Source organism: Buchnera aphidicola (Uroleucon sonchi) (genome assembly GCF_011035165.1).
In the GTDB taxonomy this organism is placed as follows: Bacteria; Pseudomonadota; Gammaproteobacteria; order Enterobacterales; family Enterobacteriaceae; genus Buchnera; species Buchnera aphidicola_BE.
On record NZ_CP047588.1, the window covers coordinates 504,767 to 520,077 of the forward strand.

General features: G+C 28.4%; 10 protein-coding genes, 1 tRNA gene, 2 rRNA genes and 1 other RNA gene. 8 read left to right on the forward strand and 6 right to left on the reverse strand.

Annotated elements, in window-relative coordinates:
- The first annotated feature begins 51 nt into the window (after nucleotides 1–51).
- Nucleotides 52–1,794 (forward strand): SmdA family multidrug ABC transporter permease/ATP-binding protein, encoded by a 1,743-nt coding sequence (locus GUU85_RS02245; RefSeq protein ID WP_163119531.1) that lies wholly within the window; start codon nucleotides 52–54, stop codon nucleotides 1,792–1,794.
- Between the two features lie 11 nt (nucleotides 1,795–1,805).
- Nucleotides 1,806–3,566, forward strand: coding sequence for a SmdB family multidrug efflux ABC transporter permease/ATP-binding protein (locus GUU85_RS02250; RefSeq protein WP_301951198.1), 1,761 nt, complete (start codon nucleotides 1,806–1,808; stop codon nucleotides 3,564–3,566).
- Nucleotides 3,567–3,570: 4 nt separating this feature from the next.
- Here the strand turns inward: GUU85_RS02250 and ffs are convergent.
- Nucleotides 3,571–3,666: signal recognition particle sRNA small type (gene ffs / locus GUU85_RS02255), an RNA gene on the reverse strand.
- A 216-nt stretch (nucleotides 3,667–3,882) separates the two neighbouring features.
- Here ffs and dnaX point away from each other — a divergent pair.
- From dnaX to adk, 4 genes are all read left to right on the forward strand, one after another.
- The gene (gene dnaX, locus GUU85_RS02260) at nucleotides 3,883–4,977 is read left to right on the forward strand and encodes a DNA polymerase III subunit gamma/tau (RefSeq protein WP_163119533.1); all 1,095 of its coding nucleotides are present in this window, start codon (nucleotides 3,883–3,885) and stop codon (nucleotides 4,975–4,977) included.
- A gap of 483 nt (nucleotides 4,978–5,460) precedes the next feature.
- A complete protein-coding gene (locus GUU85_RS02265) occupies nucleotides 5,461–5,790 on the forward strand; it encodes a YbaB/EbfC family nucleoid-associated protein (protein WP_163119535.1) in 330 nt (109 codons plus the stop codon).
- A gap of 144 nt (nucleotides 5,791–5,934) precedes the next feature.
- Nucleotides 5,935–7,809, forward strand: coding sequence for a molecular chaperone HtpG (htpG, locus tag GUU85_RS02270; RefSeq protein WP_163119537.1), 1,875 nt, complete (start codon nucleotides 5,935–5,937; stop codon nucleotides 7,807–7,809).
- Between the two features lie 81 nt (nucleotides 7,810–7,890).
- Nucleotides 7,891–8,538, forward strand: a complete 648-nt coding sequence (gene adk / locus GUU85_RS02275; protein WP_163119539.1) for an adenylate kinase — start codon at nucleotides 7,891–7,893, stop codon at nucleotides 8,536–8,538.
- Between the two features lie 5 nt (nucleotides 8,539–8,543).
- On the opposite strand, the gene GUU85_RS02280 is transcribed toward adk, so the two are convergent.
- Nucleotides 8,544–8,617 (reverse strand) — tRNA-Arg (locus tag GUU85_RS02280).
- A 155-nt stretch (nucleotides 8,618–8,772) separates the two neighbouring features.
- On the opposite strand from GUU85_RS02280, the gene folD reads away from it, so the two are divergent.
- Nucleotides 8,773–9,636 (forward strand): bifunctional methylenetetrahydrofolate dehydrogenase/methenyltetrahydrofolate cyclohydrolase FolD, encoded by an 864-nt coding sequence (gene folD / locus GUU85_RS02285; RefSeq protein ID WP_163119541.1) that lies wholly within the window; start codon nucleotides 8,773–8,775, stop codon nucleotides 9,634–9,636.
- Here the strand turns inward: folD and cysS are convergent, their stop codons facing one another.
- Complete coding sequence (gene cysS, locus GUU85_RS02290) at nucleotides 9,637–11,025, reverse strand: cysteine--tRNA ligase (protein WP_163119543.1); 1,389 nt, start codon at nucleotides 11,023–11,025, stop codon at nucleotides 9,637–9,639.
- Nucleotides 11,026–11,236: 211 nt separating this feature from the next.
- On the opposite strand from cysS, the gene ybeD reads away from it, so the two are divergent.
- Nucleotides 11,237–11,500: a DUF493 family protein YbeD gene (ybeD, locus tag GUU85_RS02295; protein ID WP_163119545.1), complete on the forward strand. Its 264-nt coding sequence runs from the start codon at nucleotides 11,237–11,239 to the stop codon at nucleotides 11,498–11,500.
- Between the two features lie 125 nt (nucleotides 11,501–11,625).
- Here the strand turns inward: ybeD and cspE are convergent, their stop codons facing one another.
- From cspE to GUU85_RS02310, 3 genes are all read right to left on the reverse strand, one after another.
- Nucleotides 11,626–11,835, reverse strand: a complete 210-nt coding sequence (cspE, locus tag GUU85_RS02300) for a transcription antiterminator/RNA stability regulator CspE (protein WP_013878025.1) — start codon at nucleotides 11,833–11,835, stop codon at nucleotides 11,626–11,628.
- 187 nt (nucleotides 11,836–12,022) lie between these two features.
- Nucleotides 12,023–12,139: ribosomal RNA gene (rrf, locus tag GUU85_RS02305) — 5S ribosomal RNA — on the reverse strand.
- A gap of 113 nt (nucleotides 12,140–12,252) precedes the next feature.
- Nucleotides 12,253–15,173: ribosomal RNA gene (locus tag GUU85_RS02310) — 23S ribosomal RNA — on the reverse strand.
- Nucleotides 15,174–15,311: the final 138 nt, after the last annotated feature.

Sequence of the window (15,311 nt, forward strand, 5' to 3'; positions counted from 1 at the left end):
TTAATTTAATTTTAAAAAATTAATTTATAATATTTAACTTAGGATTTTTTTGTGAAATTGTTCAATCAATTAAGATGGTTTTTTAGACGTGAATGGAAAAGATATTTAGGAGCAATTATATTATTAATAATAATTGCTATATTACAGTTATTACCACCTAAAATAGTTGGTTTCTTAATCGATTTAATTATTAAACATAATATTCATAATATGCAAATATTTTCATGGATTGCTGTTATTCTTTTTGTCTCTATTGTTGTATATGTATTACGTTATTTATGGAGAATACTACTATTCGGAGCTTCTTATAAACTCGCTATAGAATTGCGCTTAAAATTTTATTCATATCTTAGCGAACAAAGTCAAATATTTTTTTTAAAACACAGAACCGGAGACTTAATAGCTAGAGCAACTAATGATGTTGATCGTGTTGTTTTTGCCGCAGGTGAAGGTGTTTTAACGCTTGTAGACTCATTAGTTATGGGATTGTCTGTTTTAATAGTCATGAGTACTCAAATTAGTTTTTTGTTAACAATAATTGCTCTTTTACCCATGCCTATAATGGCATTTTTTATTAAAAAATATGGTGAAAAATTACATGAAACATTTCGTAATGCTCAAAAAGCTTTTTCTACATTAAACAGTCAAACGCAAGAAATATTAACTAGTATTCGTATGATTAGATCATTTGGATTAGAAAAAAATCAATTAAATAAATTCAACATAATTGTTACTCAAGCTGGAAAAAAAAATATGGCAGTAGCTAAAATTGATGCTTGTTTTGATCCAGTAATTTATTTATCAGTAGCTTTTTCTAATTTATTAGCTATTATTAGTGGAGGATCATTAGTTTGGCATAATAAAATTACTATAGGTGAACTGACTAGCTTTATTATGTATTTAGGATTAATGATTTGGCCAATGTTAGCCTTAGCATGGATGTTTAATATAGTTGAAAGAGGTAGTGCTGCATGGGAAAGAATTCATTCGATTATTAATAAAGAATTATATATTAAAGATGGAAATAAAACTATCCCATTACATCCTGGTATATTAAAGATTAATATTCATCAATTTTATTATCCAAAAAATAAAATATCATCTTTAAAAGACATAAAAATTGTTTTAAAACCAGGAAAGATATTAGGTATTTGCGGTCCAACAGGATCCGGAAAAAGCACAATATTAAAACTTATTCAAAGACAATTTAATTTTATACATAAAGAAGATATTACATATCATTCTTCATCATTATTAGATTATAAAATTGATGATTGGAGAAAACGAATAGCAGTTGTCAATCAGACTTCTTTTTTATTTTCAGAAAGTATATCTCATAATATTTCTTTGGGTAAACCAAATGCTTCATATAAAGAAATTGAAGAAGTAGCAAAACTATCAGATATACATAAAGATATTATTGATTTACCAAATCAATATGATACTCAAGTAGGCGAAAGAGGTGTTATGTTATCTGGCGGACAAAAACAACGTATTTGTATAGCACGAGCATTATTATTAAATTCAGAAATATTAATACTTGACGATGCATTATCTGCTGTTGACGCAAATACTGCAAACAACATTTTAAATAATATTATGCACTGGAAAAAAAAAGAACATTCATTAATTCTTGTTACGCATCGTTTATCGACATTAATTAATGCTGATGAAATTATAGTTATTAAAAATGGTGTAATTATACAAAGAGGTCAGCACCAGAAATTATTACAAGAAGAAAATTGGTATAGAGATATGTATAATTATCAAAAATTAGAAAAACATTCAGGATAATTAAAAAATAGGTGAAAAATATTTATAATATATCACGTTTTATTGAATTTTGGCCCATTTTAAAACGTTTAACATCATATGTGAATCCTTATAAAAAACAATTATTTTTAGCATGTATTTTGCTTTTGAGTGGATCAATATCAGAAGTTTTAGGGCCAATATTAATCAGTTATTTTATTGATAATATGTTAGCAAAACATCAATTGCATTTGATAATAATATTTTTTTTAATTGTATTATTTATAATACTACAAATATTATCAGTTTTTTTAAACTATTTTCAAAGTATTTTATTCAATAAAATTGCAGTAAAAATTGTAAATAAATTACGAAAAGACGTCATGTATGCAGCTTTAAGACAACCAATGAGTGTATTTGACACTCAACCAATTGGACAAATGATTTCAAAAGTAACTAGTGATACTGAATCTATCAAAGAACTATATGATACAGTTGCACCAACATTATTTCGTAATATAATATTAATTTTTGTTATATTATGTGCTATGTTTACACTAGAATGGCATATGGCAATTATAGCTTTATGTATTTTACCTGTAGTGATTACTATTATGTTATTTTATCAATATTATAGCACGCCTCTTTTAAGACTAGTACGATCTTATTTATCTGATATTAATAATAAATTAAACGAAACTATTAATGGAATGAATGTAATTCAACAATTTCGTCAAGAAGATAGTTTTAAAGAAAAAATGAAAAATAGTAGTTATTTACATTATATATCACGTATGAAGATACTTAGATTAGATGGAATATTACTTAGACCATTATTAAGTTTTATATCTGCTCTTGTATTATGTAATTTTATAATATTATTTAGTTTTTTCCCTACAAAAAGCTTTGAAGTCGGAATATTATATGCATTTATTACTTATTTAGGTAGACTAAATGAACCTTTAATTGCTATTACTATGCAACAAACACTCTTTCAACAATCTATTGTCTCAGGCGAAAGAATGTTTTCACTAATAGATTCACCCCAACAAAAATATGGAGATAATAATATTGCATTAAATAGTGGAAAAATAGAAATTAAAAATGTTAGCTTTAGTTATAAAAATTCAAAAAAAAATATATTAAATAATATTAATATTTGCATTCCATCTAAAAGTTTTATTGCATTTGTAGGAGATACTGGAAGTGGAAAAAGCACTTTAGCTAATTTATTAATGGGATATTATCCTATTACATATGGAGAAATATATTTAGATGGCACATCTATTAATTTAATTAGCCATAAAATTTTAAGAAAAAATATATTAATGGTACAACAAGATCCTATAGTTTTATCAGATACTGTTTTTGCAAATATTGCGTTAGGTAGAACAACATCAGAAAAGAAAATTTGGAATATATTAGATACCGTTTATCTTTCTTCTTTAGTTCAATCGATGCCTCAGGGAATTTATAGTGTCTTAGGAGAAGAAGGTAATAATCTATCTGTAGGTCAAAAACAATTATTAGCAATTGCTAGAATTTTAGTTAAGTACCCTAAAATACTTATATTAGATGAAGCTACTGCGAATATTGATTCTGAAACAGAACAACTTGTTCAAAAAACACTTTTATCAATACGTAAAAATTGTACTTTAATTATTATTGCTCATAGATTATCAACAATTACTGAAGCAGATTTAATTGTAGTATTAAAAAAAGGGAAAGTTATTGAATCTGGAACACATCAAGCATTATTAAATCAAAAAGGTATATATTGGAAAATGTATATGTGTCAAATATTAAAAGTTTAAGAGTTTTTGTTAGCTTAATCAAAACACCTGTATAAATTGAGATGGCTGCTTTTTTCCAAATCTGACCAAATATTCAATAGTACAGTGTTTGGAGCTAACAAAAAACTCTTTAAATATAAATATTTATATTTAGTTTTATGCTTAAATACATACTTATTTTATAGCTTAATTTTAAAAGTTACAACTAATATTTTCAATAATAAAAAAAGATTTATAAAATAAATACATGAAATTTTTATAAAATACACTCAGAATACTTTCATAATATACTAAATATTGATAGCATAATATTATTTTCATACAAATTATAAAATATATGAGTTATCAAATATTCGCACAAAAATGGCGTCCACAGTCATTTCAAGATATTATTGGACAAAAAAATATTGTTTCTGCAATATCTAATGGATTAGATCTTGGGCGCATTCATCATGCATGGTTATTCTCAGGTACAAGAGGGGTAGGTAAAACTACTATTGCTAGATTATTAGCTAAGAGTTTAAATTGTCAAAAAGGTATTACATCTCACCCTTGCAGAAAATGTATTATCTGTCAAGAAATTGAAAAAGGATTATGTTTAGATGTAATTGAAATTGATGGAGCTTCTCGTACTAAAGTAGAAGATATGAGAGATATGTTAAATAATATTTCTTATGCTCCCAATAACAGTCGTTTTAAAATATATCTAATTGATGAAGTACACATGTTATCTCGACACAGTTTTAATGCGTTACTTAAAACATTAGAAGAGCCTCCTAAGCATATTAAATTTATTTTAGCTACTACCGATATAGAAAAAATTCCTAAAACTATTATATCTCGTTGTTTATATTTTCAATTGCAGGTAATCTCTGAAGAAAAAATTTTGGATTTTTTAAAAATTATATTATCAAGAGAATCTATTAAAGCTGATGTATCTGCTTTAAAAAAAATTGCTTATCATGCTAAAGGAAGTATGAGAGACGCATTAAATTTATTAGAATATGCTATCAATGCAGGAAATGGAAATATTACACTAAACAATACAATCGATATATTAGGTTTACCATTAGAAAAATATTCTTTTTTATTAACTCAATCAATATTAACAATTAATGCTAAAAAAACAATGTTTTTATTAAACAGAATAAATAATATCGGAGTAGAATGGGAAGAAATTTTAACAGAAATATTGCGTTTTTTACATCGCATTTCTATAGCACAACATGTTGTATTAATATCTAAAAAATCTATTGAAGATATTTATCAAAAACATATTTATGCTATATCTAAAAATATTACTAAAAAAAATATACAATTATGTTATCAAATATTATTAAATGGAAAAAAAGAATTGCCATTTGCTCCTAGTCGTAAAATAGGAGTAGAAATGACTTTATTGCGAGCAATAAATACAATGAAAATAAATTAAATTCATGAAATATATAATTATGCAGAATTGTTATTAAATATAAATACAAAATTATATAATATGATGATTATTAATTAATAAATAACTATCTATTTATATAAATATTACAAATATTTCAAAAAAATGTAAAAGAATTATAATATATAATATTCTCAGAAATACTATAATCAAAAAAATATTAATAAATTACTTTTCAATATAGAATATAATCATCTTCTGTATTACTACACATAAACAATAAAAAAATTTAATTCATTAAATAAAAAACATGAATTATAAAAAAATGAACAAAATTTATTCACGAGTTAATCATATTTTTGAAATATATATCATGCAATAACATCAAACCGAAATTTATTCTTTAGAAAAAAATCTTATATACAATATTAATAAATTGTTGATATAAAAATTTTAAAAATAATATTTATTAAATAACACTTAAAACAATAGATTCTTTCATGTTATATAAAGAGAATAAAAAATATGTTTACTAAAAATAGTTTAGGTAATTTAATGAAACAAGCACAACAAATGCAAGAAAAAATGGCTAAAATACAGGAAGAAATAGCTAAGATGGAAGTCACAGGAGAAGCTGGTGCTGGATTAGTTAAAGTAACTATAAATGGTGCTCATAACTGTAGACGTGTTGAAGTAGACCCAAGTCTTCTAAAAGATGATAAAGATATGTTAGAGGATTTAGCTGCTGCTGCTTTTAATGATGCAACAAGAAGAATATCAGAAGTACAAAAAAAGAAAATGTCAGCTATATCTACAGGAATACAGTTACCTAATGGATTTAATATTCCTATTTAATTTTTATAAAGACATTTGATATTATAATAAATTAACATATTTTTAAATATAATTAATATATTCTTTATATTTTAAAATATTAAATTGATAAATATTTTTATCTTTTAATATTAATTATTTAAAATATATATAAGAGATAGTCCTATGCAAACACCAAAAAAAGAAATATATAATTTTCAGTCAGAAGTAAAACAATTATTACATTTAATGATTCATTCACTATATTCCAACAAAGAAATATTTTTAAGAGAATTAGTGTCTAATGCATCAGATGCTATAGATAAATTAAGATTTGAATCTATTTCATTACCAGAATTATATGAAAATGATAGTGATTTAAAAATTCAAATATCTGTTAATAAAGCACAAAAAACATTAATTATTAGTGACAATGGAATTGGCATGAATAAAAAAGATACTATTGAAAATCTTGGAACAATTGCCAAATCAGGAACTAAATTATTTTTACAATCTCTAGAAACAAAAAAAAATAAAAAAAATGAACTAATTGGTGAATTTGGAGTGGGATTTTATTCATCTTTTATGGTTTCAAATCAAGTATCTATTAGAACTAGATTAGCTGGAACAAAACCTAATGAAGGAATATTATGGGAATCATCTGGGGAAGGCGAATATAATATTACTAATATTATAAAAAAAACTAGAGGGACTGAAATTACTTTATTTTTGAAAAAAGAAGAAGAAGAATTTTTGGAAACATGGCGTATTAAAAATATAATTAGCAAATATTCTGATCACATTACAGTTCCCGTATATATGCAGAATTATGATGAAAAAAATAAAACGTATTTTTGGGAGAAAATTAATAAAGCCAAAGCATTATGGATTTCAAATAAATCTTCTATTACTGATCAAGAGTATAAAGATTTTTATAAACATCTGACTCATGATCAAAATGACCCTCTTATATGGAGTCATAATCATGTAGAAGGTAAACAAGAATATATTAGTTTATTATATGTTCCTCAAAAAGCATCTTGGGATATATGGAATAGAGATCATAAACATGGTTTAAAACTATATGTAAAACGCGTATATGTTATGGATAATTCTCATGAATTTCTTCCTAATTATTTACGTTTTATAAGAGGTCTATTAGATTCTAATGATTTGCCTTTAAATGTATCACGTGAAATATTGCAAAATAATAACACGACAGGACAATTAAAAAAATCTTTAATTAAAAGATCTTTAAATATATTAGATAAAATGTCTAAAAATCATATTGAAAAATATCAAAAATTTTGGAATGAATTTGGTCTAGTTTTCAAAGAAGGTCCTGCTGAAGATCATGAAAATATAGATAAAATCGCTGATTTATTACGTTTTACATCGATTCAAAATAATACTGCAGAACAAAATATATCTTTGAAAACATATATATCAAACATGCATGACAAACAAGAAAAAATATATTACATCACTGCAGATAGTTATTTAGCAGCAAAAAATAGTCCTCATTTAGAAATTTTTAAAAAAAATAAAATTGATGTTTTATTATTATCAGATCGTATTGATGAATGGATGATGAATTATTTAATTGAATTTCAAGGCAAAAAATTTCAATCTATTAGCAAAGAAGATGCTTCAATTAATAAAATTAACCAAGAAACAAAAATAAAAAATAATGATATTTCAACAGAAATGATTAATTTTTTAAAAAAAGTCAAAAAATTACTTGGAAATAGAGTAAAAGATGTAAGATTTACTAATCGTTTAACAGATACTCCATGTGTTTTACTCAGTGATGCAAAAGAAATGACCACACAAATGGCTAAACTTTTTTCTGCTGCAGGACAATCTGTTCCAGAATTAAAATATATTTTTGAAATTAACCCAGAGCATATATTAATAAAAAAAATATGTTTTATTACAAATGAGGATGAGTTTAATGAATGGATAAAACTATTATTAGATCAAGCTTTCTTTTCTGAAACAGGTCACTTAGATAATCCACATAAATTTATTTCTAGAATGAATAAATTACTTTTGAAGTAATAAATTAGTATGATTACTACTACTATGTCGTATAGTAGTAATCTTAATATTAACTAATATTTTTTATAAGACATGATTGATATGCGTATTATTCTTATTGGAGCGCCTGGAACAGGAAAAGGAACACAAGGAATATTTATTTCAGAAAGATATAACGTGCCAAAAATATCTACAGGGGATATGTTAAGAGAAGAAGTTTATTTAAAAACCAAGATTGGTTTGATAATTAAAAATATTATCGCACAAGGTCAATTAGTTCCTAATAAAATTGTTTGTAATTTGATAAAAAAACGTATTCAAAAAAAAGATTGTATTAATGGTTTTTTATTAGATGGGTTCCCAAGAACAATTAAACAGGCAATATATTTATCAAACATTAATTTTAAAATAGATTATATTTTAGAATTTATCGTACCATTTCATACAATATTAGAACGTATATCTGGTAGACGCGTGCATACTGATTCAGGTCGTATTTATCATATTAAATTTAAACCTCCAAAAATTCAAAATAAGGATGATATAACTGGAGAATTATTAACAATTCGAGAAGATGATAAAATAGAAAGTATAAAAACAAGATTAGAAGAATATAAAAAAATACATGACCCATTAATTAATTATTATATTAATTTACACAAAATAGGACATATAAAATTCTTTCAAATTGATGGCACTAATTCAGTGTCATTAATTCATAAAAAAATAGAGAAAATTTTAAATAAATGATTATGTGCGTTCTACAGGATTCGAACCTGTGACCTACGGCTTAGAAGGCCGTTGCTCTATCCAGCTAAGCTAAGAACGCATCAAATACATGATATTAAAAATAAAATTTAACATTAATATACAAGATATACAAGTAAATACTATTAATATTATAAAATAATATGTTATATATTATATAATATTAATATTTTTATAAATATAAAAAAATATAAACACCTAACTGAGCTGCTCAAAATGTCTGCAATCATCATAGATGGTAATAAAATTGCAAAAAAATTGCAATTAAAAATTGCACAAAAAACTTATCAAAGAAAAAAAAATGGAAAAAAAATACCTGGATTAGCCATGATTTTAGTTGGTAAACATATTCCTTCAGAAATTTATTTAAATAAAAAAAGAATTGCATGTAAAAATGTTGGTTTTTTTTCAGAATATTGGAATTTTCCTGATAATGTTAATGAAATGCAAATATTAAATCTCATTCATAAATTAAATAATGATATAAATATTGATGGTATTTTAATACAATTACCTCTTCCAAAACATATAAATTATACAAATGTTTTAAGTAGTATTGTTCCAGATAAAGATGTTGATGGTTTTCATCCTTATAATACTGGTTCTTTATGTCAAAGAACACCTAAATTAAGAGCATGCACGCCAAAAGGTATTATTACAATGTTGCAATATCAAAAAATTAAAACTCATGGATTACATGCAGTAATGGTAGGAGCATCAAATATAGTAGGAAGACCCATGAGTTTAGAATTATTATTAGCTGGCTGTACAACTACTGTTACACATCGATTTACTAAAAATTTAAAATATCATGTAAAACATGCAGATTTATTAATTGTAGCTGTTGGAAAAGCTAATTTTTTAAAAGGAACATGGGTAAAAAATGGATCTATAGTTATAGATGTAGGTATTAACAGATTAAAAAATGGCAGAATAGTAGGAGATGTAGATTTTAAGAATGCATGTTTACGAGCAGCATATATAACTCCTGTTCCTGGAGGAGTAGGTCCTATGACAGTTGCAACATTATTACAAAATACATTAGAAGCATGTGAAAATCATCATGATACTTTAAAGTAATTATTTTTTACGCCATGTTGTTGTTCCATCATCTAAATCTTCTAATAGAATATCTAAAGAAATTAATTTTGATCGTATTTCATCAGCTTCTTTCCATAATTTCAATTTCCTAGCTATATGTCTTTTTTTGATTAAATATTCTATTTTTTTTTCTAAACTCGTGTTTAATATAGGTCTATTTTTTAAAAAATCTTCTGGTTGTTTTGATAAAAATCCTAAATAATTAGCTAATTTTTTTAGTCTAAAAGAAAATTTATTTGTTTTTAACATATCTTTTTTCTTAAAAAAATTAATTTTTTTTGCTATTTGTAAAAAAATACTAAAAACTTTAGGAGTATTAAAGTCATCATTCATAGCATTATAAAATTCTAATTCAAAATTCATTCCTTCATCTTCATTAGATATAGGATAAGTATTATTTAAAGAAGAATATAAATATTTTAATGATATCGCTGCTTGATCGACATGGATTCTACTATAATGAATCGGATGACGATAATGTGTTGAAAGAAAAAAATAACATATAATTTCAGCATCATAATCTTTCAAAATATCTTTTAAAAAATAAACATTATTTAATGATTTGGACATTTTTTGATTTTCTGAAATCACTACACCTGTATGCATCCAAAAATTAATTTTAGATTTATTATTTAAACATTGAGATTGAGCTCTTTCATTTTCATGATGAGGAAAAAGTAAATCAGAACCACCGCCATGAATATCTACATAATCTTGAAAAAATACATTATTTATTGCGGTACATTCAATATGCCAACCAGGACGACCTTTACCCCAAGGAGAATCCCAAGAATATTCTTTTTCATCAGTAATTTTCCAGAGTATAAAATCTAAAGGATTTTTTTTTGTATAATTAATTGGAATACGTGATCCAGATTTTAAAAATTTTAAAGATTGACCCGATAAATTACCATAATGAGGATAACTATCTACAGAAAAAATAACATCACCATTTTGATTTAAATATGCATGTCGATTATTAATAAGTTTGATAATTATTTGAATAATGTTATTAATATAATCTGTAATACGAGGTTCTGAATCTGGAGGGGAAATACCTAATAAAGATAAATCTTGATGCATTTCCTGAATCATTAAATTTGTTAAATCATAAACATTAGTATTTTTAGTAATAGATTTTTGTATAATTTTATCATCAATATCAGTAATATTTCGAACATATTTTACCTGAAATCCAATTAATCGTAAATAACGTACAACTATGTCAAACACAACAAAAGTACGACCATGTCCAATGTGACAAAAATCATATACAGTAACACCACATACATATAAGTTAATTTTATTTTTTTGAATAGATTTAAAAATTTCTTTTTTACTAGTTAATGTATTAAAAATTTTTAACATATTATTAATCCTAAAAAATCAAATTAAAAAAATAAATAAAATATATAATTTTTTATATCATCTATATGATAAAATAATAAAATAATTCTTTATTAAAAATATATAAAAATTTTTAAAATTAATTTAAAAATATAACAAAAAAGTTGAATTTTTATAAAAAATATTATATTTTTTGAAGATATTTTATTATGAAAAAAATTAGGGATCAATAATGAAAATAAAATTACGAGAAATGTTACAATTCCCTTGTTTTTTTACTTATAAAATTATTGGATTAGCAAAACCTGAACTAATTGATCAAATAATTAAAGTAATTCAAATTCAAATCCCTGGAGATTATACTCCTCAAATCAAATCAAGTAATCGAGGAAACTATCTTTCTGTTTCAATTACTATTTGCGCGAAAAATTTTGAACAAATTGAAATTTTATATCATGAAATTAGCAAAATTAACATTGTTCGAATAGTTTTATAAAAAATGATTTTTTAATATCTATAAATACTGTGGATATAGTACAGCCCTGTTCAGAGCCGTACTATAAAAGAAATATTTGTTTATAATCAAATTTTTTATGAAAAAGTATATCAACAATCAAAACACTATATACTAATAACATTAGCAGCAGATGGTCCTTTTGCTCCTTCAGTTATTTCAAATTCAACACTTTGACCTTCGGCTAAAGTTTTAAATCCATTGCTTTGTATCGCTGAAAAATGAACAAATACATCTTTACTTCCATCTTCTGGAGTAATAAAACCAAAACCTTTAGATTCATTAAACCACTTCACATTACCTTTAATCTTGGACATCTATATTACCTTCACATGAAAAAATATACTAAATTAAAAATATTAATAAATAATTTGTAATAATTAAAAGAAATTAAATTCTCAATAGATTAACATGTAAATCTATTGTTAGCTAGAAAGTAATTTATTTTTATAAATAATTTGTTTTATATATAAAAAAACCCGAAAAAAATTTCGGGTTTTTTTAGCCTGGATTTGACCTACTCTCACACGGGGAGGCCCCGTACTACAATTGGCGTTACAGCGTTTCACTTCTGAGTTCGGAATGGGATTCAGGTGGTACCACTGCACTATTTTTACCAGGCATTTTAATAAAATTTTATGTTATTAAAATATATTGATAAATTATACTAAATTCAGTAAAAACAAGCCATTTGAATAAAAATCAATTTATTTTAAAAACACCTCTGGTGTTGCAAGGTTAAGCCTCTTGGGTCATTAGTACTAGTTAGCTCAACATATTACTATGCTTACACATCTAGCCTATCAACGTTGTAGTCTTCAACGTCCCTTCAGTAAACATTTCTGTTTCAGGGAAGATTAATCTTGAGGCAAGTTTCGTGCTTATATGCGTTCAGCGCTTATCTCTTCCGCATTTAGCTACCGGGCAATGCCATTGGCATGACAACCCGAACACCAGTGATGCGTCCACTTCGGTCCTCTCGTACTAGAAGCAGCCCCTCTCAATCTTCCAACGCCCACGGCAGATAGGGACCGAACTGTCTCACGACGTTCTAAACCCAGCTCGCGTACCACTTTAAATGGCGAACAGCCATACCCTTGGGACCTGCTTCAGCCCCAGGATGTGATGAGCCGACATCGAGGTGCCAAACACCGCCGTCGATATGAACTCTTGGGCGGTATCAGCCTGTTATCCCCGGAGTACCTTTTATTCGTTGAGCGATGGCCTTTCCATTCAGAACCACCGGATCACTAAGACCTGCTTTCGCATCTGCTCGCGTTATCACGCTCACAGTTAAACTGGCTTATGCCTTTGCACTAACCTCACGATGTCTGACCGTGATTAGCCAATCTTCGCACTCCTCCGTTACTCTTTGGGAGGAGACCGCCCCAGTCAAACTACCCACCAGACACTGTCTCTATGCCGGATTACGGCATTAGGTTAGAATACCGAATTTCAAAGGGTGGTATTTCAAGTTTGACTCCATTAAAACTAGCGTTTTAATTTCATTGTCTCCCACCTATCCTACACATTAAAATTTAGAATTCAGTGTCAAGCTATAGTAAAGGTTCACGGGGTCTTTCCGTCTTGCCGCGGGTATACTGCATCTTCACAGCAATTTCAATTTCACTGAGTCCCAGGTGGAGACAGCCTGGCCATCATTACGCCATTCGTGCAGGTCGGAACTTACCCGACAAGGAATTTCGCTACCTTAGGACCGTTATAGTTACGGCCGCCGTTTACCGGGGCTTCAGTCTAGAGCTTCAAGTTTTATCTTTGACTCTTTCGATTAACCTTCCGGCACCGGGCAGGCGTCACACCGTATACTTCCACTTTCGTGTTTGCACAGTGCTGTGTTTTTAATAAACAGTTGCAGCCAGCTGGTATCTTCGACTAGTCTCAGCTAAAGGAGAAAATCCTTTCACTTAACACTAGCGTGCCTTCTCCCGAAGTTACGGCACTATTTTGCCTAGTTCCTTCACCTGGGTTCTCTCAAGCGCCTTAGTATTCTCTACCTAACTACCTGTGTCGGTTTATGGTACGATTTAATATTACCTGATGCTTAGAGGCTTTTCTTGGAAGTATGGTATTAATTACTTCATCACCGAAATGATTCGTCATCATGCCTCAGATTAAAGATAATCGGATTTGCCTAATTATCATACCTACACATTTAAACCAGGATAACCATCACCTGGATAACCTAACCTTCTTCGTCCCCACTTCGCAGTAATATTAAGCACAGGAATATTAACCTGTTGTCCATCGATTACGCTTTTCAGCCTCATCTTAGGGGTCGGCTGACCCTGCCCCGATTAACGTTGGACAGGAAACCTTAGTTTTTCGGCGAGCAGGTTTTTCACCTGCTTTATCGTTACTCATGTCAGCATTCGCACTTCTGATACCTCCAACATATTTTACAATATATCTTCATCAGCTTACAGAACGCTCCCCTACCCAATAAAAAATATATTTTTATTGCCGCAGCTTCGGTGCATAGTTTGAGCCCCGTTACATCTTCCGCGCAGGCCGACTTGACCAGTGAGCTATTACGCTTTCTTTAAATGATGGCTGCTTCTAAGCCAACATCCTGGTTGTTTATGCCTTCCCACATCGTTTCCCACTTAACTATGACTTTGGGACCTTAGCTGGCGGTCTGGGTTGTTTCCCTTTCCACAACGAACGTTAGCACCCGCTGTGTGTCTCCCGTGATAACATTCTTCGGTATTCGGAGTTTGCATCGAGTTGGTAAGCCGGGATGGCCCCCTAGTCGAAACAGTGCTCTACCCCCGAAGATGAATTCACGAGGCGCTACCTAAATAGCTTTCGGGGAGAACCAGCTATCTCCCGGTTTGATTGGCCTTTCACCCCTAGCCATAGGTCATCCGCTGATTTTTCAACATCAGTCGGTTCGGTCCTCCAGTTGGTTTTACCCAACCTTCAACCTGCCCGTGGCTAGATCACCGGGTTTCGGGTCTGTACCCTGCAACTTAACGCCTATTTAGGACTCGGTTTCCCTTTGGCTCCCTTATTCAGTTAACCTTGCTACAGAGTACAAGTCGCTGACCCATTATACAAAAGGTACGCAGTCACACATATTTTTAAAAACATATATGCTTCCACTGCTTGTACGTACACGGTTTCAGGTTCTATTTCACTCCCCTCGCCGGGGTTCTTTTCGCCTTTCCCTTACGGTACTAGTTCACTATCGGTCAGTCAGGAGTATTTAGCCTTGGAGGATGGTCCCCCCATCTTCAAACAGGATTTCTCGTGTCCCGCTCTACTTTTTGAACTCACAATATAAATTATTTTATATACAGGGCTATCACCTTGTATCGCTGAATTTTCCAAATCATTCTACTGTAATTTATATTGATTATAGTTCTAGGCTGATCCCTTTTCGCTCGCCACTACTAAGGGAATCTCAATTGATTTCTTTTCCTCAAGGTACTTAGATGTTTCAGTTCCCTTGGTTTGCTTTATTAACTTATTTAATTCGGTTAATAATGATGCATTAACTGCATCGGGTTTCCCCATTCGGAAATCGACGGTTATTGCGCTTCATATCAGCTTACCGACGCTTTTCGCAGATTAGCACGTCCTTCTTCGCCTCTGACTGCCAAGGCATTCACCATGTACGCTTATTTGCTTAACCTTACAACCCACAGGTGTTTTACAAAATAAGTGATTAATACTTGTTTTTTCCGAATTTTTAAAGAGCTAATTTAAAGTTGAACTTTACTTTAAAAGTGATCTTGAGAATAACACAATTATTTAAAATAGTATATAAGAA

What these genes read in the sequence shown, in the direction of transcription:
- dnaX (WP_163119533.1), top strand. Translation starts at nt 3,883, where the DNA reads ATGAGTTATCAAATATTCGCACAAAAATGGCGTCCACAGTCATTTCAA.
- GUU85_RS02265 (WP_163119535.1), top strand. Translation starts at nt 5,461, where the DNA reads ATGTTTACTAAAAATAGTTTAGGTAATTTAATGAAACAAGCACAACAA.
- htpG (WP_163119537.1), top strand. Translation starts at nt 5,935, where the DNA reads ATGCAAACACCAAAAAAAGAAATATATAATTTTCAGTCAGAAGTAAAA.
- adk (WP_163119539.1), top strand. Translation starts at nt 7,891, where the DNA reads ATGCGTATTATTCTTATTGGAGCGCCTGGAACAGGAAAAGGAACACAA.
- folD (WP_163119541.1), top strand. Translation starts at nt 8,773, where the DNA reads ATGTCTGCAATCATCATAGATGGTAATAAAATTGCAAAAAAATTGCAA.
- cysS (WP_163119543.1), bottom strand. Translation starts at nt 11,025, where the DNA reads ATGTTAAAAATTTTTAATACATTAACTAGTAAAAAAGAAATTTTTAAA.
- ybeD (WP_163119545.1), top strand. Translation starts at nt 11,237, where the DNA reads ATGAAAATAAAATTACGAGAAATGTTACAATTCCCTTGTTTTTTTACT.
- cspE (WP_013878025.1), bottom strand. Translation starts at nt 11,835, where the DNA reads ATGTCCAAGATTAAAGGTAATGTGAAGTGGTTTAATGAATCTAAAGGT.